This is a genomic window from Lysinibacillus sp. NPDC093197 (assembly GCF_044754025.1).
In the GTDB taxonomy this organism is placed as follows: domain Bacteria; phylum Bacillota; class Bacilli; order Bacillales_A; family Planococcaceae; genus Lysinibacillus.
Map to the genome: position 1 here is coordinate 555,208 of NZ_JBIVOH010000001.1, position 18,838 is coordinate 574,045.

24 protein-coding genes and 1 riboswitch are annotated in these 18,838 nt (G+C 35.1%); of the genes, 8 read left to right on the forward strand and 16 right to left on the reverse strand.

The features are described from left to right. Positions 1-143: 143 nt before the first annotated feature. On the forward strand, positions 144-542 hold the full coding sequence (locus ACIP9G_RS02855) for a glucosamine 6-phosphate synthetase (RefSeq protein WP_340824119.1): 399 nt from the start codon (positions 144-146) through the stop codon (positions 540-542). Between the two features lie 78 nt (positions 543-620). On the opposite strand, the gene ACIP9G_RS02860 is transcribed toward ACIP9G_RS02855, so the two are convergent. The 8 genes from ACIP9G_RS02860 to ACIP9G_RS02895 all read right to left on the reverse strand — a co-directional run bounded on the left by ACIP9G_RS02860 (position 621) and on the right by ACIP9G_RS02895 (position 6,744). Beyond that, a complete protein-coding gene (locus ACIP9G_RS02860) occupies positions 621-1,151 on the reverse strand; it encodes a GNAT family N-acetyltransferase (protein WP_401017243.1) in 531 nt (176 codons plus the stop codon). Between the two features lie 202 nt (positions 1,152-1,353). Then, the gene (locus ACIP9G_RS02865; protein WP_401017245.1) at positions 1,354-1,863 is read right to left on the reverse strand and encodes a hypothetical protein; all 510 of its coding nucleotides are present in this window, start codon (positions 1,861-1,863) and stop codon (positions 1,354-1,356) included. A 61-nt stretch (positions 1,864-1,924) separates the two neighbouring features. Further along, positions 1,925-2,902 carry a helix-turn-helix transcriptional regulator gene (locus tag ACIP9G_RS02870; RefSeq protein WP_340824116.1) on the reverse strand — a complete coding sequence of 326 codons (978 nt, stop codon included), beginning with the start codon at positions 2,900-2,902 and terminating at the stop codon, positions 1,925-1,927. Between the two features lie 221 nt (positions 2,903-3,123). After that, positions 3,124-3,441, reverse strand: coding sequence for a YbjQ family protein (locus ACIP9G_RS02875; RefSeq protein ID WP_401017247.1), 318 nt, complete (start codon positions 3,439-3,441; stop codon positions 3,124-3,126). Between the two features lie 12 nt (positions 3,442-3,453). Continuing rightward, positions 3,454-3,933 carry a nucleoside 2-deoxyribosyltransferase gene (locus ACIP9G_RS02880; RefSeq protein ID WP_340824114.1) on the reverse strand — a complete coding sequence of 160 codons (480 nt, stop codon included), beginning with the start codon at positions 3,931-3,933 and terminating at the stop codon, positions 3,454-3,456. Positions 3,934-3,943: 10 nt separating this feature from the next. After that, positions 3,944-4,378, reverse strand: coding sequence for a GNAT family N-acetyltransferase (locus ACIP9G_RS02885; RefSeq protein ID WP_401017250.1), 435 nt, complete (start codon positions 4,376-4,378; stop codon positions 3,944-3,946). 73 nt (positions 4,379-4,451) lie between these two features. Then, the gene (locus tag ACIP9G_RS02890) at positions 4,452-5,000 is read right to left on the reverse strand and encodes a hypothetical protein (protein ID WP_340824111.1); all 549 of its coding nucleotides are present in this window, start codon (positions 4,998-5,000) and stop codon (positions 4,452-4,454) included. Positions 5,001-5,763: 763 nt separating this feature from the next. Then, the gene (locus tag ACIP9G_RS02895) at positions 5,764-6,744 is read right to left on the reverse strand and encodes an ABC transporter substrate-binding protein (RefSeq protein ID WP_401017251.1); all 981 of its coding nucleotides are present in this window, start codon (positions 6,742-6,744) and stop codon (positions 5,764-5,766) included. Between the two features lie 113 nt (positions 6,745-6,857). Here ACIP9G_RS02895 and ACIP9G_RS02900 point away from each other — a divergent pair, with 113 nt between their 5' ends. The 5 genes from ACIP9G_RS02900 (at position 6,858) to ACIP9G_RS02920 (ending at position 10,919) form a co-directional block, all read left to right on the forward strand. Continuing rightward, complete coding sequence (locus tag ACIP9G_RS02900) at positions 6,858-7,889, forward strand: FecCD family ABC transporter permease (RefSeq protein WP_401017253.1); 1,032 nt, start codon at positions 6,858-6,860, stop codon at positions 7,887-7,889. Continuing rightward, positions 7,889-8,917 carry a FecCD family ABC transporter permease gene (locus tag ACIP9G_RS02905; protein ID WP_401017255.1) on the forward strand — a complete coding sequence of 343 codons (1,029 nt, stop codon included), beginning with the start codon at positions 7,889-7,891 and terminating at the stop codon, positions 8,915-8,917. The genes ACIP9G_RS02900 and ACIP9G_RS02905 overlap by 1 nt, the downstream gene beginning before the upstream one ends. A gap of 218 nt (positions 8,918-9,135) precedes the next feature. Next, positions 9,136-9,783, forward strand: a complete 648-nt coding sequence (locus tag ACIP9G_RS02910; RefSeq protein WP_340824106.1) for a cupin domain-containing protein — start codon at positions 9,136-9,138, stop codon at positions 9,781-9,783. A gap of 171 nt (positions 9,784-9,954) precedes the next feature. Next, a complete protein-coding gene (locus ACIP9G_RS02915; protein ID WP_340824105.1) occupies positions 9,955-10,245 on the forward strand; it encodes a hypothetical protein in 291 nt (96 codons plus the stop codon). 188 nt (positions 10,246-10,433) lie between these two features. Continuing rightward, positions 10,434-10,919 (forward strand): DUF3231 family protein, encoded by a 486-nt coding sequence (locus ACIP9G_RS02920; protein WP_340824104.1) that lies wholly within the window; start codon positions 10,434-10,436, stop codon positions 10,917-10,919. A gap of 57 nt (positions 10,920-10,976) precedes the next feature. Here ACIP9G_RS02920 and ACIP9G_RS02925 read toward each other — a convergent pair whose 3' ends face one another. After that, complete coding sequence (locus ACIP9G_RS02925) at positions 10,977-11,270, reverse strand: hypothetical protein (protein ID WP_340824102.1); 294 nt, start codon at positions 11,268-11,270, stop codon at positions 10,977-10,979. 79 nt (positions 11,271-11,349) lie between these two features. Further along, a complete protein-coding gene (locus tag ACIP9G_RS02930; protein WP_340824101.1) occupies positions 11,350-12,540 on the reverse strand; it encodes an MFS transporter in 1,191 nt (396 codons plus the stop codon). Positions 12,541-12,601: 61 nt separating this feature from the next. Beyond that, positions 12,602-12,701: riboswitch (purine riboswitch) on the reverse strand. 181 nt (positions 12,702-12,882) lie between these two features. Here ACIP9G_RS02930 and ACIP9G_RS02935 point away from each other — a divergent pair. Then, positions 12,883-13,083 carry a hypothetical protein gene (locus ACIP9G_RS02935; protein ID WP_401017257.1) on the forward strand — a complete coding sequence of 67 codons (201 nt, stop codon included), beginning with the start codon at positions 12,883-12,885 and terminating at the stop codon, positions 13,081-13,083. A gap of 61 nt (positions 13,084-13,144) precedes the next feature. Here the strand turns inward: ACIP9G_RS02935 and lepB are convergent, their stop codons facing one another. From lepB to dacB, 6 genes are all read right to left on the reverse strand, one after another. Continuing rightward, entirely contained in the window at positions 13,145-13,702 is a 558-nt protein-coding gene (lepB, locus tag ACIP9G_RS02940; RefSeq protein WP_340824097.1) for a signal peptidase I, read from the reverse strand. 156 nt (positions 13,703-13,858) lie between these two features. Further along, complete coding sequence (locus tag ACIP9G_RS02945; RefSeq protein WP_172771884.1) at positions 13,859-13,954, reverse strand: transcriptional regulator; 96 nt, start codon at positions 13,952-13,954, stop codon at positions 13,859-13,861. A 355-nt stretch (positions 13,955-14,309) separates the two neighbouring features. Further along, positions 14,310-15,242, reverse strand: a complete 933-nt coding sequence (locus ACIP9G_RS02950) for an LCP family glycopolymer transferase (RefSeq protein WP_401017259.1) — start codon at positions 15,240-15,242, stop codon at positions 14,310-14,312. A 282-nt stretch (positions 15,243-15,524) separates the two neighbouring features. Continuing rightward, positions 15,525-15,959 carry a MarR family winged helix-turn-helix transcriptional regulator gene (locus tag ACIP9G_RS02955; RefSeq protein WP_340824094.1) on the reverse strand — a complete coding sequence of 145 codons (435 nt, stop codon included), beginning with the start codon at positions 15,957-15,959 and terminating at the stop codon, positions 15,525-15,527. A 29-nt stretch (positions 15,960-15,988) separates the two neighbouring features. Beyond that, a complete protein-coding gene (locus ACIP9G_RS02960; protein ID WP_340824093.1) occupies positions 15,989-16,744 on the reverse strand; it encodes an SDR family NAD(P)-dependent oxidoreductase in 756 nt (251 codons plus the stop codon). 90 nt (positions 16,745-16,834) lie between these two features. Beyond that, on the reverse strand, positions 16,835-18,271 hold the full coding sequence (dacB, locus tag ACIP9G_RS02965; RefSeq protein ID WP_401017261.1) for a D-alanyl-D-alanine carboxypeptidase/D-alanyl-D-alanine endopeptidase: 1,437 nt from the start codon (positions 18,269-18,271) through the stop codon (positions 16,835-16,837). A gap of 178 nt (positions 18,272-18,449) precedes the next feature. Here dacB and ACIP9G_RS02970 point away from each other — a divergent pair, with 178 nt between their 5' ends. Then, positions 18,450-18,827 carry a hypothetical protein gene (locus ACIP9G_RS02970; RefSeq protein WP_340824091.1) on the forward strand — a complete coding sequence of 126 codons (378 nt, stop codon included), beginning with the start codon at positions 18,450-18,452 and terminating at the stop codon, positions 18,825-18,827. Positions 18,828-18,838 lie beyond the last annotated feature (11 nt).

Here is an 18,838-nt window from a genome sequence, read left to right on the forward strand (position 1 = left end):
TTAATTTCACTTTTGAGGAAAACAACTTCTCTCCCACTTCAAGTTACAGTCAACAAGAAAAAAGTTTAACCTAGAAAATATTATATTGAGCTAGCAAATAAGAGTGCCGAGATGATAAAATATGGTTATAAGGGGGATGGGAAATGGGGAAATTGAGTAAGCGTAATATTTTGTGGATAATTCCAATCGGCATTTTAGGGCTGTTTTGGTATTTTTACGGTCCACAAAAAGATATAACAGATAATGAATATATTACATATGTCAAAAACTATTCAATTGAAAATAGTAACAAATCATTAGAAACAGCTTTTGCATCTTCTTGTCAAAATCCATATTGGCTATATTTTGAAACACAAAAGGGACAAGATGTTGTGGAATTCAAAGGGGATTGTCCTATCAACAACAAGGATGCTAAAGTAAATGTTCAATTTTTAGTAGATCCCAGCATGACAAATGTGAAATATGGTGCCATGTTAGTCGATAACAAAATGCAAGAAGAATCACATAGAGACAACTTTCTATTAGCTTTGACTAAAGACTAAATGAACAATAGACTCACTTGAGTCCAAGCTCACCTTGAAAAGGTGAATTTGGGCTCGTTTCTTTCATCTGGATAATTATTAATTATCTTTAAAAATCGCATATACGTATGTATCATGTGGTTTTCCTTGCTGATACATATAATCTTTTAAAATTCCTTCATTGTGAAAACCCATTGTCGTTAGTAATTGATTCGATGCCACATTTTCGATAAAAACAATTGCCCCAATCCGATTTAGCTCCATCTTGTCAAATCCATAAGACAAAATTTCGGTAATAGCTTCTTTCGTATAGCCCTTTCTCCAGTAATCAGGATGAATTTCATAGCCAACTTCTGCCCGCTTATGATTAGGTGACCAAGCATTGAAGCCAATTGTGCCAATCATACCTTTCGCTTCTTTTCTTTCTATCCCCCATCGAATGCCTCTCTTTTCCTTGTAGCTTTGTGAAAAGGATTCAATTAGTTTTTCAGCTTGTTCTATTGTCGTAAATGTATCTATTCCATAATATTGTGTAACATGAGTATTTGAAAAACAGCGTAAAAGGTCCGAAGCATCTTCAGACGTTATTTCTCTTAATATTAATCTTTCTGTCTCTATAATCGGAAACATGTAACTCCTCCTTTATCCTAACCTTAATTCTTCAAATTTCGTAAAAATTCCTTCTTCCAGAACTTTTCTTTTAAAAAAATGAGGATGCGCAAACAAATGATAGTATTGATAGTAACACGTATGTACTGGTGAAAAATTAAAAATAGCATACTAGAACTACTCCTAGTATGCTAAATTCACTTATTAATTTTTACGTCCCGTATTATTTAAAATAAAAGTTTATTGCCTCATCAGCAGAATGGAAAATATTATTTTGATTGTTTTTATAAATAAGCTTCGTGGCTCGACAAGCATTTTGGAGATTTTTCGCTCGATTTAACTTTTCAGTTACTTGATCTAAAGCCGATGAAAAGCCATCTTTGTTATATGTAATGATTTGTTGGGATTGTTGTGATTCAATGTCCAACATAATCGATAACTGATCTTCTACATAATTATTTAAATTAATAAAAATACATTCCTCTAAGTCTTTAGAATGCTTGTCGATAGTAATAAACGCTTGCTTATATTGTGCATTTAGCTTTGATGTTGTCACTGTCACTTTAAATCCTTGGCTTTCTAAATGCTTTTTACTACATTCAAAAAAATGCTCAACTTCAGAGGAGATTTTTGGTTCAACAGTTGTTATTTTTAATTCATCACAATTTTGATAAATTGCATCGATTTCTTCCTGTTTCTCTACTAGTAATTTAAAATTTGAAAGTGAATACATCTTAAATCCCCCTTTTTACTATAGTCGGCAAGGGAATCGTTTTTTAATCATGTTTTCATGCTTACATGTAAAGATAATTTTGTTGCATGGATTGGATTGTTTCAATCATTTCCTCTCTTAGCTCAAGTGGCTCTAACACTTCAATATTTTCACCTTGACTAAGCAGCCACATTTTAATACCACGCCCAAAAACTTCCGCTTCAAATAAGCATTCCCCAGCTTTATTTGACAAAATTTTGGCTGTTGGCAAACGATCTAAAACTGCTTGCGGTGAGCGCCCTTTAAACATAAATTTAATATGCATTAGCTCACCTGCATCCATAAATTGAATACGTTTGCGAAATTCACCTTCCTGAAAGCGCTCTGAGTAAGGGATTTGAAATTTCTTATCTAACTCCAGAAAATGTTGGATGCGGTCGATGCGATAGACAATCGGTAAATCCTTCTCATGTTTACTATCATAAGCAATAAGATAAAAATAGTATTCTGAGAAAATAACACCGAGAGGTTTTAATATTTTTTGTGAAGGGATTGATTCACTTTCACGTAAATAATCAATTTTAATTATTTTTTTCTTCTGAATAGCCTCTGAAATTACCCAAATTAAATGTAAAAGAGATTTTTTATGATTTAAATCAACGTATAAATGCTTTTCATTTAATATGATATTATGAATAAACTCTTGTTTATCCGCTGCAACAATTGAAATTAGCTTATCGATGATGTCGCTCATTTCTGATTTTAAAAGTGCTCTTGATTCGATTAGTATTTTAACAATCGCCAGCACTTGTTCTTTCGATAAAACATTTTCTCCTGTTTTCGTCAGCTTATACAGTTTTTCTGTTCGCACATATTTTAAATGACAATCTAATTTAGCTTTTTCAATATACACTCTTATTTGATCTAAATCCCGTTGTATGGTTTTTTCACCAACCTGATGTGTAAATGCTTCTTGCTTTTTGCTTATGCCTTGGCCATCCATCAATCTATCAAACATCGAAATGACACGATAGCCTTTATTTTGTTGTGAATCCACCATATATCCCACTCTTTCTACATAGTTACCCTCTTATTATACAAAACGAGATGGACATTATTAGTCCTTTTAACTACGAATTTTCTATATATTTGGGATAATTAGTTCATTAATAATTTTACTATTACATACACTTCATAGACAGACAGACCACGTATTTGTTATTATTATCAATATTTAAAACTAAAAGGACTTCAATCTTAGACTGAAGTCCTCTGTTAAAGTCATTTTTTTAATTTTACTGCAGTACCATAGGCTAAAACCTCGGAGGTGCCATCCATTACGGATGATGTCGAATATCTAATTGCCACTATCGCATCCGCACCTAGGCGTTTAGCTTCTTCCTCCATAGCATTTGTAGCAATTTCTCTTGAGCGAACGAGCATTTCTGCATACTCTTTCATTTCGCCACCAACAATATTACGAAGCCCCGCCATCATATCGCGTCCAATATTTCTTGATTGAACTGAATTGCCCTTGACTAAACCTAATGTTTCTTCAATTTCTTTTCCAGCAACAACATCCGTTGTTGTTAAAAGCATTTGCAATCCTCCTTATTGTTGGAATTCCTGAACCGCTAATACAGCATCGTTAATAGAGGAAGTAATGACACCGTTGCGTTTTATTAAACCGATGACAAATAAATTACGGTAGACGAATTGATTTTCAATCCCATCACGAATAAGAGCTTCTATTTTCATCATATTTTCACGCCCTTGTTGACGGACATCTGTAAATACCCCAACGATTGGACGGTTGAGCATAGCAAATGCCCCTATTTCAGCTGCAACACCAGAGTCAATTTCGACGCCATCTAATACGGCGACTAATACATCGCTCTTTTGTAACATAGCTAAATCAGCCTCTGCAATTGCCAAACTATCCGCATACGCTGTCTTATCATTTATTGCATCATTCTCCTGTGGTACATATAATTCAATATCCGGTATCGCTTGTCGAATTGCCGATGCTAATCGTTCATTCACTAAACGATCCCCTAAAGAAAATAACCCGTTTGCTAAATATGCCTTCATTATAAACTCCTCAATTCAATAATTTTTCAAATACTATTTTATGTCGTCCTTTTTCATCTACAAAGGTTGAAATAATGTCAAAACCATGTTTTATATTTGTGATGAGCATTGCTTTCCGCTCGTTTCTACCGTATGTACGAACTTTATTAAAGCCAAGCGCTTGCACTTTTTCATGTTGATATCTCATCAACTGACTTGCAATTCCTTGACCACGCATCTTTTCGTCGACGCCCCCTAGCCAGCTATAAAAAACGCCATCAGGATGTGTATAACCTAGTTTAAATCCGACTATTTCTTCTTTTTCAACTGCAAATATACAAAGAAGTTCTTTCTTGTCTTCTAGTTTTTCAAGCTTAAGGTGTGCACCATCAAATACATGTGCATGAATTGCTTGTAACTGATGTAGCCAAACATATGGAACACCCTCAACTATAACAATTTGCACTTTTATCACCTCATCTCGTAGTCTAATAAATTATTATATCAGAAAAACGTCAATCACGTCAGATGAGAAAAATTTATCCATACAACATTGCTGGTTGACGAACATCTTGTAAATAATCTGCTAGTTTTCCAGCAAAGATTTCCTCTAAATATGGCAACTGTGCAATACAATCTGGTGTCATCAACGCTGGATTTTGATAAATCTTTAGTCCACCTATTTTTAAAAGAGTAGCTACAAACTGTGAGCAAAAATACGCACGTTCTCTGCGCACTTCTTTTTGCATCATCACACCAAATAGCCCGATAAAATTATATTTATAACGATCTCGATTGCAATACATATAACGCACAATTCTAATCATTTCTAAGTACTGATAGGACGATACTCGACAGCGATAAATGACACAATCAGCACACTCAAAAAGTCCAGATTCAGCATTTTCTCGTAAAAACCCACCACTTAAAGGATTATTTAGCTGTCTTCGCCCAAAGCTATACATATCAAAGAGTCCATCATCAAAGGCGATCGATGCATGATTCATCTCTTTTCCAGTGTACATACCTATCGCCTTCGATAGTAAAGTACCTGTTTTAGTTAATACTATGTAAATGGTATGTGCCATATCCTCACCTACTTCAATAATGTTCTATTAATACCAATACGTTTTAATTCTTCAAATGGTTTCGTTATTTCCTTTTTTTTATATTATAGAAAATAAATCTTAATTTTTTCCTTAGCTGAAACTTAAGAATTTCTTAAGTTTTTTTATTTTTTATGAGTCAATAGAAACTACTAGATATGATTCTATCAATGTTTAGAAGCTCGTAGTTTTCCACTACCTTTATTTATATGTCTATACTTGTATTCTTATGTGGGATACAACCGGAGTTCAAAAAATTTTTATTTGAGGAATGAACGTGTAAATATTTACAGACCAGCTCTAGATATGAACAATCTTGTCAATTATATTATATTTTTCCAAAAAGTACTAATTTAAATTTATATCACAATAAAATATGTCATCGTAGTAATCGTTATCGCAAAAACTTGGTTTTATGGTTAATTCTAAACTCTCAAGTAAATTCTGAAGATGAAAGCGAAGTGATAATCTATACATATCTATGTCTTGTTTGGTTTCGCTGGATTGTTCTCATTTCGCGGAATTGTGCTCTCCTTCCGCGGGATTCCGTTCTCACTTCGCGGAATTGTTCCCTCCTTCCGCGGGATTCCCTCCTCACTTCGCGGAATTGTTCTCTCCTTCCGCAGGATTCCCTCCTCACTTCGCGGAATTGTTCTCTCCTTCCGCGGGATTCCCTCCTCATTTCGCAGAATCGTGCTCTCCTTCCGCGGGATTCACTCCTCCTTTCGCGGAATCACATTCAAATTTATTTTGTTAAAGCATTGACAATATCATCAACGATTTTCGTATTGGCAATTGCGCCTGTATATAACCAACTAGAATCTTTTGGCAGACTATGTACATTACCAGCTTGGACTGCTGGGATCGTACCCCATAATTTTTCACTTAATGCTTTGACACTTGCATCATCACCGCTATCGATAATAAACAGATGATCTGCATCTAATGTAACAAGCTTTTCAAGTGATATTTCATTCCAGTTGGCTGTCGCGTTTGCTGAGATTTCTTGTACAACAGATGGCACAGCTAAGCCAAGATCATTGTACATCACATCTCCGCTTGAAAGATTTTGTGAAACGATGAAAAACTTCCCGCCAACAACCCAAATGGCTGCGGCTGAGATATTACCAATCTTTTGCTGAATTTGTTGTTTTACTTCTTTCACTTTGGCATTATAGTCATCTAACACTTGTTGTGCTTTATCTTTTTGTTCAAACACTTCACCAACACGTAGAAGTTCATCGCGCCAGTCATTGTTTTCTTCTGCTCCAATCACATAAGTTGGTGCAATTTTGCTATATTGCGCATATTTATCACCTTCCACCATAGCGGCAGAGTCCATAATAATCAAATCTGGTGAAAAGCTTTGTACTGCTTCAAACGGTAAATCAAATGGTATTGTTGGAACATCTTTCAAAGTATCTTGTAAGTAATCTTGAACGCTTGCACCATCTCGAACACTCCATTGTGCAACTGGTGTTATTCCAAGTGCGACAAGGTGATCCTCTAAGTAAGAAGCAATGACCCGCTTAGGGTGAAACGGAACTTCTACTTTATTGCCTATCGCATCTGTTAGTGTTCGAGTTTCGATAACATGGTCTATTTTATGCTCCGATTTTGTATCATCTTGCGAAGCAGTATTTGTCTCGTTATTTCCACATCCCATTAGCATAAATGCTAAGACACTAGCACATGTTAATCCCCATTTCTTCGTTTTTAAAATCATGTTAATGCCTCCTAACTACGATTATGTTATAATTTAATTGATATTGAAAATCATTCTCATTTAAAAAATAAAATAAAAAATTTATTATGTCAATGCTAGGAGCTTTTACATGGATGAAGAGAAAATCATTAGCTTTCGTTAGACATCATTACCGTGTAACTTATAATATTCTCACTCTATTGCTATTCAGTTGTTTAATTTGTTTATTAGTTATCATTTCGATTCGATTTGGCGCCAACGAACTAACTTATAAAACAATATGGAATAGCCTTTTACATTACGATGAAACTAATAATGAACATGTTATTTTACATGAGTTGCGTATCCCACGTGCAGTTGCTGGACTTCTCGTTGGTAGTGCCCTCGCTGTTTCAGGAGCAATTATGCAAGGTGTTACGCGTAATGCCCTTGCCTCCCCTTCCATATTAGGGGTTACTTCAGGTGCAGGTTTTATGTTATCTATTGCATACACGCTGTTTCAAACACCTAGTTTCCCTATGCTTATACTTTTTTCATTTATTGGTGCAGGTGCTGGAGCCGCACTAGTATTTACATTAACTGCGGTTGCAAAAGGTGGCATTATACCTGTAAAACTAGCATTAGCTGGCGCTGCCATTTCTGCTTTTCTAATTGCACTATCTACAGCAATTGGTCTGAAGTACGATATTGCTAAAGATTTAAGTTATTGGTATGCAGGTAGTCTTTCTTCTATTCAGCCAATACATATAAAGGTCGCTATTCCATTTGTCATCATTGGCTTACTGCTGGCAATGATATTAGCAAAATCAATTTCTGTTATGAGTTTAGGTGAAGAAGTAGCAACAGGGCTTGGTCAACGAACAACAGTTATACGTATGCTTTGTACAGTTACTGTGCTTTTATTAACAGGTGCAGCCGTTTCCATTGCAGGTATTATTGGTTTTGTTGGTTTAGTTGTGCCACATATCGTTCGTGCAATCGTGGGGGTTGATTATCGTTGGATACTACCTATTTCAGCCATTATAGGTGGCTGCTTATTGTTAATTGCGGATATTGTAGCTCGGATCATCATGAGTCCTTTTGAATCCCCAGTAGGTGCTGTTACTGCAATTATCGGTGTGCCCTTTTTCTTATATTTAGCTCGTAAAGATGGAAGAGGTTTATAATGCATAATTTAATACGTAAACATACACATCGTTTTTCTATTTACATCGTGATATGTTTGCTACTGCTATTTGTAGTGGCATTCATTAGTGTGAATACAGGGTATATGAAAATTTCAATTTTAAGTTTTCTTCAAACTTTGCTAGGGAACGGTTCCCCAGATAATACTTTAACAATCTTTAGCTTCCGCTTCCCCCGTATTTGCATGGCCATCCTTGTTGGGTTTGGTGTTGCTGTGTCAGGTGTCATCCTACAAAGTATTTCAAAAAACCCGCTAGCAGACCCAGGCATTCTAGGCATTAACGCCGGTGCAGGGTTTGCTATTGTGTTGTATACATTCTTTATTCAAGGATTGTTATTTTCTAGCTCATGGATGTCTGTCTTTTTTATGCCCATAATCGCCTTAATCGGTGCACTCTTTGCAGCATCCACCATTTATTTTTTAGCTTATAAAAGAGGACAGGTTTCTCCGTCGCGCATGCTCTTAGTTGGAGTTGGCATTAATGCTGCGTTTAGTGCAGGCATCACCATTTTCCAACTTCGCATGGAACCTATCGATTTTACTAGAACTCTCGTCTGGCTATCGGGATCTATTTGGGGCAGTACTTGGACATTTGTGCTCGCGTTACTTCCTTGGATAGTGGTGTTAATTCCCTTTGCTTGTTATAAAGCACGCGTACTGGATATTTTAGCATTGAATGAGATGACCGCTATTGGAGTCGGTATTAACGTAACAAAAGAACGTAAAAGACTTCTAGTATTGGCCGTGCTTCTAGCAGGCGCCTGTGTTGCTGTTGGGGGTGGACTTACATTTTTAGGGTTAATTGCACCTCATATAGCAAAAAAATTAGTAGGCAGTTTGCATTATCGGGTGATTCCATTTAGTGCATTAATTGGTGCTTTGCTTTTGTTAATGGCTGATACTATTAGCCGAATCATTATTGCTCCTGCGGAATTACCCGTTGGCATCGTGTTAGCCATATTAGGTGCACCTTACTTTATCTATTTACTATTAAAAACAAGAGGCTAGTTTCATCATACTCCCTACCACTATCATAGAACTATTCGTTTCGTTACAACGAGTTAACAGAAACTGAGGCTGGATTGACCTCTGCTAACAGATAGCGTAAAACCTCTCGCAAATAAAAGGGAGAGGTTTTCGTTTATTTAACTAACTCCATTAGGCAATCGTTTAATGCACAAATATCATTTGTCATAAACTGTGATATTGATGAACATGAGAAATATATGAAGGAAGGATGTATTGATTTGCCCAATGATTACACATCTCCATCCACACAGTTTACGTTTGATGTAAATACAAGTCCACTTTTTAGAAAGGATAATCAGAACTACATAAACATTCTTGGTATTGCTCAATTAAATAGTCTAGAAAATGTTTCTCTACTTGATATTTTTTTAAGTGCGAATAACGTTGTAGAGCCACATTATCATCAAAATGCAGCAGAGCTTGTTTATTGTATTTCTGGGGCTGCTACCGTTTCCATTTTAAATCCTTTCACTAAACAAATTCAAAACTACCCAATAAAACCAGGACAGGTAGCAAACATTCCACAAGGATGGTGGCATTATATCGTCGCGAGTGCAGATAACACGCACATACTAGCAATTTTTGATGCACCTACACCAGAAGTTATTTTAGGTTCGGATATTTTGAAATTTACGCCTTCGAATATAATGGCACACACTTATTGCTTAGATGAAAACTTATGGAAGCAAACAATCGCCCCTGTTGTTCCTTCAACTTATATCGGACCTGCAAATAATTGCAATCAACCTTCCATTACCTCACCAACTTCAATGCAAACACATCCTCAATACAACTTTAATCCTTACCATTATCCATACATGTATCAAAATGGTTCCTATTATTAATAAAGTTAGGCTGTATAAGGAAGCACCTTTGCGTGTTTCCTTTATTGATTGTTTAAAATTGAATAAAGCTCACTTTGTAAACACCTCAACTACAAGTGCATAAAATTTTTAAGTCTGGGAAATCTAACTATTATTCAGCATTACTTTAATTCGTAAAAGAGGTGTATAAAAATGGACTTTCCAATTATTCATACAAATTTTTGGGATGCTGTAATTGCCGTTCCAGTTGTTATGATCATTACACAATTATTGAAAATATTTTTTCCTATTCAGCCTAAATATGTCCCAGCAATCGCGCTAGTATTAGGTTTAATTATTTCTATTTTTATTAGCCATAAACATAATTTTTTAGCTGGTGTATTTATGGGCTTTTTTTATGGATACGCAGCCATCGGAAATTATGCTTCCTTAAAGACGACTATTAAGAGCTTTAAAAATAAGAAAAAGAAGGGTGCTCAATAAGGTAAGCTCCTGAGACTTCTGTCAAACAGAGGAATTGCTGGAGCTTCCCCAATGTCAAGACATACATAACTCCACTGCTAAGTCGAATCTATAATTGTATTATTTACAAAAATATGTATAAAAAAATCTTTTGTTTCCCATCCTAATCTCACATTCAACAACTATAAAATGAGTTAGGACGTGCAACAATGAAAATGTCAAAACGAAATATAGATTCTTTACGCTTTAAGGAAGTTTTTACAATTTGGAAACAACTTGGCGTAAACAATGGCTATATTGCAACGAACCATTTCTTTTTCAACTATGCAGTTAACAGAGACTTAAAAGTCATTATTTTGGAATTTATTCAATGTTTAAAAGAGGAAAATAAACAGCTTGAGAAGTTATTAAAAGAAAATGGTGTTCTGGCGCCGCCATTATCAATTGACCAAGGAAATTTACAAATTGCTAAAATGCGTGGAAAGGCAGCTATAAATGATTCTGAAATTAGTGCTATCCTATCCATGAATATTGCATCTTCCTTAATTTCAGTCAGTCAAGCAATGGACATGTCTTTCGAAAGCAGTCTTACGACAAAATATAGTGTTTTTCATATGAAATATGCCATTCTAGGTGCCAAGTTAATTGAGCTTAGTAATAAGAAAGGTTGGCTACTTTCTCCTTCCTCAATATAAAGCCCATAGCTTCTAGTCGTCTCGCTTCAATACGAGACGACCTAAAAGGCTATCTTTTTATTCACTTAGTTCTTTTTCCCTGTTTGTAACTAATAAATAATCGAGTGCACTCATTCTAGTTAGCTTATGTGTAAATTTAATTGCATCTGCCTGTGTGTCAAACATAAAGTTTTCGAGTTCGTCTGTTGGTATATATTGATCAGCGATTTTTCGTTTCAGTTTTCGTACAGATAAAATGTGTGAATCTTCTTCGTATAAAATGATTGCACCAACGTTTCGATAAAGCGTATGATCAACCGTTGCGACAACTTTCACATTCAATCCTTCAAATTCCGTTAAATCTACCTGCATTTATTTACCAGCCTCCCTCTCTACTCTTACATTCTCGCTTCAACAATCATAGTCCTTCTTTTTTTAGTAATTTAAGCTTTCATTGATGAACCCTTTGGATACTTCCATCTAATTGATTGCTGTCTGAAAGTGGCGCTCTCTTAATAGAAAAAATTGCACAACCTAACGCACATAAAACTAAAATTGCACCGAAACTTGATAGATGCATTACAGAGCCTGTAAGAGTAAACAACGCTCCCCCCACTGCTGATCCTATTGAAATACCAATTTGTAAGGCAGCAGTATTTAAGCTTTGTTGAATATCAGATGTTTCGGGATCTGTTTGAATCAAATAGTTTTGTAATGGTGGCGTAAGTGACCAGCTAAGCGCTCCCCATAAAACAGTTACGATTAAAAATAACGGGAAGGCTACGATTGTATACGGTATTACAAATAATACGATAGCAAAAGTTGCAATGATTAGTACGATTGATTTGCCAGTACCAATTTTATCACTTAACCAACCACCAAACGCATTACCACTTACAGAAGCAAGACCGAATACTAAGTAACAAATACTCACCCAGGAAGAGTTTAAGTTAAATGCCTCTACTAAAAACGGCGTGAAGTAAGCATAAAGCATATAATGACCAGCAAGCATAAATAATGTTGTTAAATGCGCACTTGCAATTTTTAAATTAGCTAATGACTTAATTTGTGTTTTTAATGGGACAACCTCAACAACTGGCATTTTTTCCAGGAGCATAAAAATTAGAATCATAGATATGCTAGAGAGTAATGCAATCCCTAAAAAAACAGCACGCCAACCAAAAGCCTCAGTAATAAAAATACCCATCGGTACACCAATTACTAGTGCTGAACTTACACCTACAAAAATAAGCCCTAATGCTTTAGCACGATGTCTTGGTTCTACTATCTTTGTTGTAATTGTCAGAGACAAAACAATAACTAGAGCCGTACTCATTGCTGTTATGATTCTTGCAATCATGACAATGACAAAGGTAGGACTAAAATAGGTCATGACATTACCTAATGTAAATAAAAGTAATGAAATAAGGTATAGTTTCTTCCGCTCCACTTTAGCTGTTAACGATAAAAGGACAGGGGCAGAAATTGCATATACTAGAGCAAATATCGTAATTAATTGTCCAGCCGTTGCTACAGATACGTTCAAATCTTTAGCAATGTATGGCAATATACCTCCAACAATTAGCTCTACCAATCCAACTGCAAAAGTCGTAGCTGCCAGTATAAAAACTCTCCAATTCATTTAATCACCCTTCTGTTGTACTTCCATCTTATAGTGGGCAACAATAAAAAAATCCTGACTACAAAATGAAAGAAATTTTTGTAGTCAGGATTTTATGGTTCCTGGTAGAGACCCTCAATCCATATTATTGAGGTTATACAGATCATTATTTTACTTTAGCTATAGTAGCATATTGATTTTTACGTTACAACATTTTTCTTCTTTTCAGATTGCCCAACACACATTTATTGCATTGAATGAGTTTTGATGTTAGTTATTGTATATTTTTTTGAATTTTTGCTTATATTTTTTGTCTGTCGACCATAAATAATAATAGTACACATATAGTTATGGGGTGATTGTTTGCGTATATTTGGTTTAGTATGCTATTTTTTAATGCTATTTTATGGCGCAGAATTAGTAGTAGAAGAGCTCACAATCGATCAACCATCTCCTAGATTGGACATAAAGCAAAACCCAATAAAAGAAACTGTTGAAAATTCAACAGTTTGCGTCTATTATTCTACTTATAAAATTTGTAAAGCTTTGACAGAAAATAATTAAAAATAAAGAGGCATGCTCGTAAAAATTTGAGCTGCCTCTTTCTATTTTCATTGTTATTTATCTATTCGCGGCCAACGTGAAAGTGCTTAAATGGATAAACAGTTATTTTAGCTTCACCATAAATAGCATCTTTACCGATTAATCCGTAATGGCGACTATCATAGCTTTTTAGACGGTTATCTCCCATTACGAAATACTTACCTTCTGGCACTTTTTTCTCATTTGTTAAACCTTCTAGTGTGAAATTCTCTGTAATACGTAATTGACTCGGATCATCTGTTTGACGATTTACATAATCTTCTTTATACGCCTTACCATTTACATACAATACATCATCTATCATTTCTACTATGTCCCCTGGAAGTCCTATAACACGTTTAATATATAATTCATCCTCAGTAGGTGATTGAAAGACAATTTGGTCAAAGCGTTCAATTTTACTCGTTTTACTTACAATAATTATATCCTTATCCTCATATGTCGGATACATAGAAGCACCTTGTACTTTTATCGGTGCAAATAAAAATTGTTTACAGCCTAAGACGACAATTGCTGTAATAACAATAATTTTAATGTAGGATAGAATTTCTTTTTTCATATTCGTTTTTTCTGCTTGCATACTCATACCCCGATACTTTTTTTTATAGTATAGCATTTTCTATTGTATATTGACGAATAATAACACAAATTGTTTCCAAGACATGAAAAAAAGACATAGGCTCAACAGCTTCTGTCTAGGAAATTGCTTTTGTTTTTCACTTTTAGAATGGTCTCTTTATGAAGCAGAGTGATGTTGCTCGTTAAATAAATCTACTGCTAAAACAATACCTACCGGCAACGCGATGGCTAATAAAATTGTTCCAATCATCATCACAATCACTCCCTCAACCATTTCTTAACTCTATTATACACTTAATTTTCTGATATTTCAAACGAAATAAAAAATTGAATTGCATTCATAACTAAAAAAATCATTCAACTAGGCATGCATCCTACCTGAATGATTTTTTTAGCATTACATAAAGATTTTAAAACAAAATAGTTGTAACTGTTTCACCATGAATTTGACTGGACTTTTTCGTACTTTACGTTTAGGTACATAGCTTTGCATGCAATTATTTAATGCTGTATACCTAAGCACCTGGGTCCTCCCATTCATTCATCTCTCTCCCTTCGTCGACATATAATTTACAACTATTGTAGCCAATTTATTACTTTACAAGCCCTTATTCCAAGTGCGTTTTTAACTCTGTTTTTATTTGTTGTAGCTCTGTTTCATCTGGAATATAGTACCAAATATGATTAATCATTTGACCCTCTCCTGCCTCAAATGATAACTGATCAATATTATTATCCATTTTTTTATAAATACTTTGTAGCTGGATTAAATCTTTCACCGTAAAATTCATACGGACATTGTCTCCGACAACATCAAGCATATCAGTTGCCTTCAACAACATTGAAGGTGTTGAAGCTTTTTTCATAACCGCTTCAATAATTTGTCTTTGACGAATTTGACGGCCAAAATCACCCCGTGGATCTTCATAGCGTATACGTGAAAAAATAAGAGCTTCATCACCATTTAATGAAATTTCACCCTCAGGATAATGATACGAATCATAGGTTAAATCCATATCATTTTGAATAGTTACACCGCCAAGTGTATCAATTATTTGTAGGAATCCCTCCATATTTATAAATACGTAATAATCGAGGGGGATATCTAATAAATTTTCAACCGTATCCATTGCCATTGGTACGCCTCCAAATGCATAAGCATGGTTAATCTTATCCACTGTGTCATGCCCAATGATGTCTGTCCGTGTATCTCTTGGAATACTTAACATTTTCATCGTTTGCTTTTCAGGATTTACTGTAATAACAATCATTGTGTCTGAACGACCACTATCGTCCTTTCGTTCATCAACACCTAGCATCAGCACAGAAAAAGGCTCTTTTTTCGTAATTGTTTTTTGCGTTTTGTCGGAAGTATCTGTAGTTTCTACAAGTGGTGTATTTATTTTATTCATCGTCTTTTGGATAGTATAATAAGCAGTACCTATAAAAATTAGAAAAATCGCTAATAGGCTCCCTATTATCCACAGCCAAATCTTCTTTTTGCTCTTTTTTTCTTTAGAGCGTTTCATGTTTTTTTCCATACTTATGTCCTCTCTAGCTTTATAAAAAATTGGCCCATCTATTTGACGTATTAGGTTGGAAAAAAGTTTATATAGTCTACTTATATGCATATTGCACAAAAAAAAGACGTACACTAGTATTTACTAAATATACATCTTTATATTCATTAGTACCTAAAATTAGCACTACTGTTTGAAAGAAGCATGGGCGATATGCCGATTCTACAGAAAAAGACAAAATATCTTGGGAAATAAATCCTTAAGATATTTTGTCTACAGTTTGAGCCACTTCTTAAAGAAGCGCTATTCAGCTCTGTCGTGAATTCCTTGCACTAACTTTTCTTGAATAGACAAATATTGTGCAATTTCTTCGTCATTCAATACTTCAAAAAGTTGAATAAATACTTCCTTCCCTACCTCTTGCGCTTTGATTAAAGCACCTACACCTTCTTCGGTAATCTGCAAACGAATTGTACGTCTATCGGCATCATCGTAAAGTCTTTCTGCTAAGCCCAGTTTCACTAATTTTTCAGCAATACTTGTCATAGCACCTTTCGTATACCCAATCGTTTCCGCTAATTCTGCTTGTCTTTGAGGACCTTTTATTTTCAGTTCACTTAAAACTAAAATTGGTGAAATACCTAACGGATACGGAAACGCTTTCGTAAAGCGTATAATATTCGCATTATTCATCTGATCAATCATATGAATGAGTTTAAAAATACTTGTCTGTGCCAAAAAAAATCCTCCTCGAACATCCGAGAATATTAGTGAAGCATAATAGAGCCACCGTCAACCATAAGCGTTTGGCCTGTGATATATTGTGAGTCCTCTGATGCTAAAAATACTGCTACGCGGCCGATGTCTTCTTCAACATCACCAAAGCGTCCCATAGGAATTTTACTTTTAACAGCTTCGTAATATTCTGGTTGTGCTTTTGCCCATGCTTGTACACCTGGTGAATTCGCAATAGGGCTAATTAAGTTTACATTAATACCGAAACGTCCCCATTCATTTGCCGCTACACGAGAAATACCGCGGATTGCTTCTTTTGCAGCCGCATAGGCACCTTGTGTTTCATGTCCAGCAAGACCCGCGCCAGAAGCAAAATTAATAACATTCCCTTTTGACTCTTTTAAATGCGGTAATGCTGCTTGCATTAAATAAAATGTTGGGTAGAAACCAGTATCAAATGATAAATCTAAATCAGCTTGTGTTGTGTCTTCAATAGTTGCTTGTTTAGAAGCATGTGCATTATTAACTAATACATCTAGTTTACCGTATTTTTCAACAACTGTATCGATAATTTTATGCAAATTAGCACGATCCATTAAATTTGCTTGTAAAAACATTGATTTTGGAGAGATTTGTTGCAATTCTTTTTCCATTGCTTTTCCTGTTTCTTCATTTAAATCAACAATTGCTACAATAGCTCCTTCTTTTACCATTGCTTTTGCCATACCACTACCGATACCACCTGCACCGCCAGTAATAATTACGACTTTGTCTTGTAATTTACCCATGGATAAACATCTCCTTTTCTTAAATCCATTCAATAGTTTATCACTAAATTATTTTTAATTAAACTAGTTTGCTCAACTTTTTGAAACCCTTTACATTTCATTTGCAATTTGTTTTACTATTTCATCAATAGTGGTAATAGCTGCGCCTTTATTGGCTTGTGTTAAAATACTAAAAATATACCATTTACCACTTTTTCCTTGAACATAGCCACTTAACGCATAGGTTCCCGTTATATAGCCTGTTTTAGCTGAAACACTATAACCTTTCAAGCGATTTTCTAATGTAGCACCAACCAACTTCCCTTTTCGGCCTGCATGTGGTAAGGCGTCTAAATAGGAGAAGTACCAGGACTTATTACGAACTTTATATAATAATAAACTTTCCTGCATACTACTTACACGGTTCTGATGATTTAAGCCAGAGCCATCTTCAAAGTACCATTGATCCATATCCAGTCCAGTATCTATTCCATATGTACGAATTGCCTGTATACCTGCCGACCAACTTCCTTCTCCAAGAAGTTCTTTCCCTATTTGCTTCGTCAACATTTCTCCCATACCGTTAATGCTTAGCTTTAAAAATCGAAAATTGATATCTTTTAATTGTATTGAATTGGATATTCCTATTCGTTGAGCATTATTTGGAACTTTTCCTATGTCGAGAGGCATTTGCTGAATACCTTTTGCTATTAATTTTTCTCGTAATACATCCAGCGTATACAATGTTGGATTATAAACGGTCACATATGTATTTTTCTCTGTACCAGCAGGTAAATTGCCTGTTACAACAATACGATCTGTTCCATATTCTCTCGTAATATTGATCGTCGATTTCCCACCTTTTTTTATTATCTTAGTTTTGTTAACAATTGGTATTGTGCTTGCATGTGGGAAAAGTTGAACACTTGCAGCTTGGCCAATTTTGGTGCCAGTCACTTTAACTTGGACATTACCGACATCGTACTGATCATTTGGAGAAAGAGTCAGAGCCGAAATACGAGATGCATAAGATAATGCCTCCTCCTCAGGAACAATGCCTTTTGCTAAACGGTCATCATCAAACCACGTATCATCCGCAATTAATTTTCCTGTAATTTTTGTGATGCCTAATTTTTTTATTCCATTAGCGAATGATTCTAAATGGACAGGTAGCAGTGTAGGATCTCCACCACCTTGTAAATAAATATTTCCTTGTAATATACCATTTTCAACGGGTCCATCGATATACGCCTTCGTTGTAAAGCGATAATCAGGACCAAGTAAATCTAATGCTGCAGCACTAACAAGTAATTTATGTGTTGAAGCAGGACGAATCATTTTATCACCATTATTACTGTAAATGACGTCCCCTCTTTCCATTTCTCGTACAGTAATACTATACTCATTATTTTTCCAGTTTTTCGTGATGATTGTATTGATTTTAGTCGTCATTGTTTGCTCAGATGCCCAAGCTTGTTCGACATTTATTAATGGAAAACTACTGAACAACATGAATAACATCGTATAAATAATAATTTTCTTTTTCATAGACCCTCCTGTTAAAAAAATATTCACGTATTTACCCTTTATTTTAAGTAAAATTATTTATTTTTTCAATTCCGCATTAATTCCGAATTCTTCAAAGAGGACAGTCATCTTTTTCTTTCGACAAGAATAGACTGTATTAGCTAGCTAAAAACACTTTCAGGAAAGGAGTTGTTTTTCGATGGGGGCAAAATGGATAAAAATTTCTATCTTCTATTTATTACTTGTTTTCGCGTTTGGACTGTTCATGCATTATACAATTCAACTTCAATGGAAGGCGACACATGCTCATATTGGTGTAGTAGGTTGGCTGACTACGGGATTCATAGGTTTAGTTTATTGTAATTTTAAAGAAGCTGCAGAAACAGGGCTCGCGAAGGCTCAGTTTTGGCTTTATAATATCGGTTTACCGTTCCTATTAGTTGGTATGATGATGGTTTATTTAGATGTTCCACATTGGTTATTTGAGCTGTTCGTATCTGGTGGCGGTATCGCGGTTGCACTTTCTGTCCTATTATTTTTCATCAACGTCTTTCAAAACGTGAAAAGTACATCCTAAATTAAAAATAA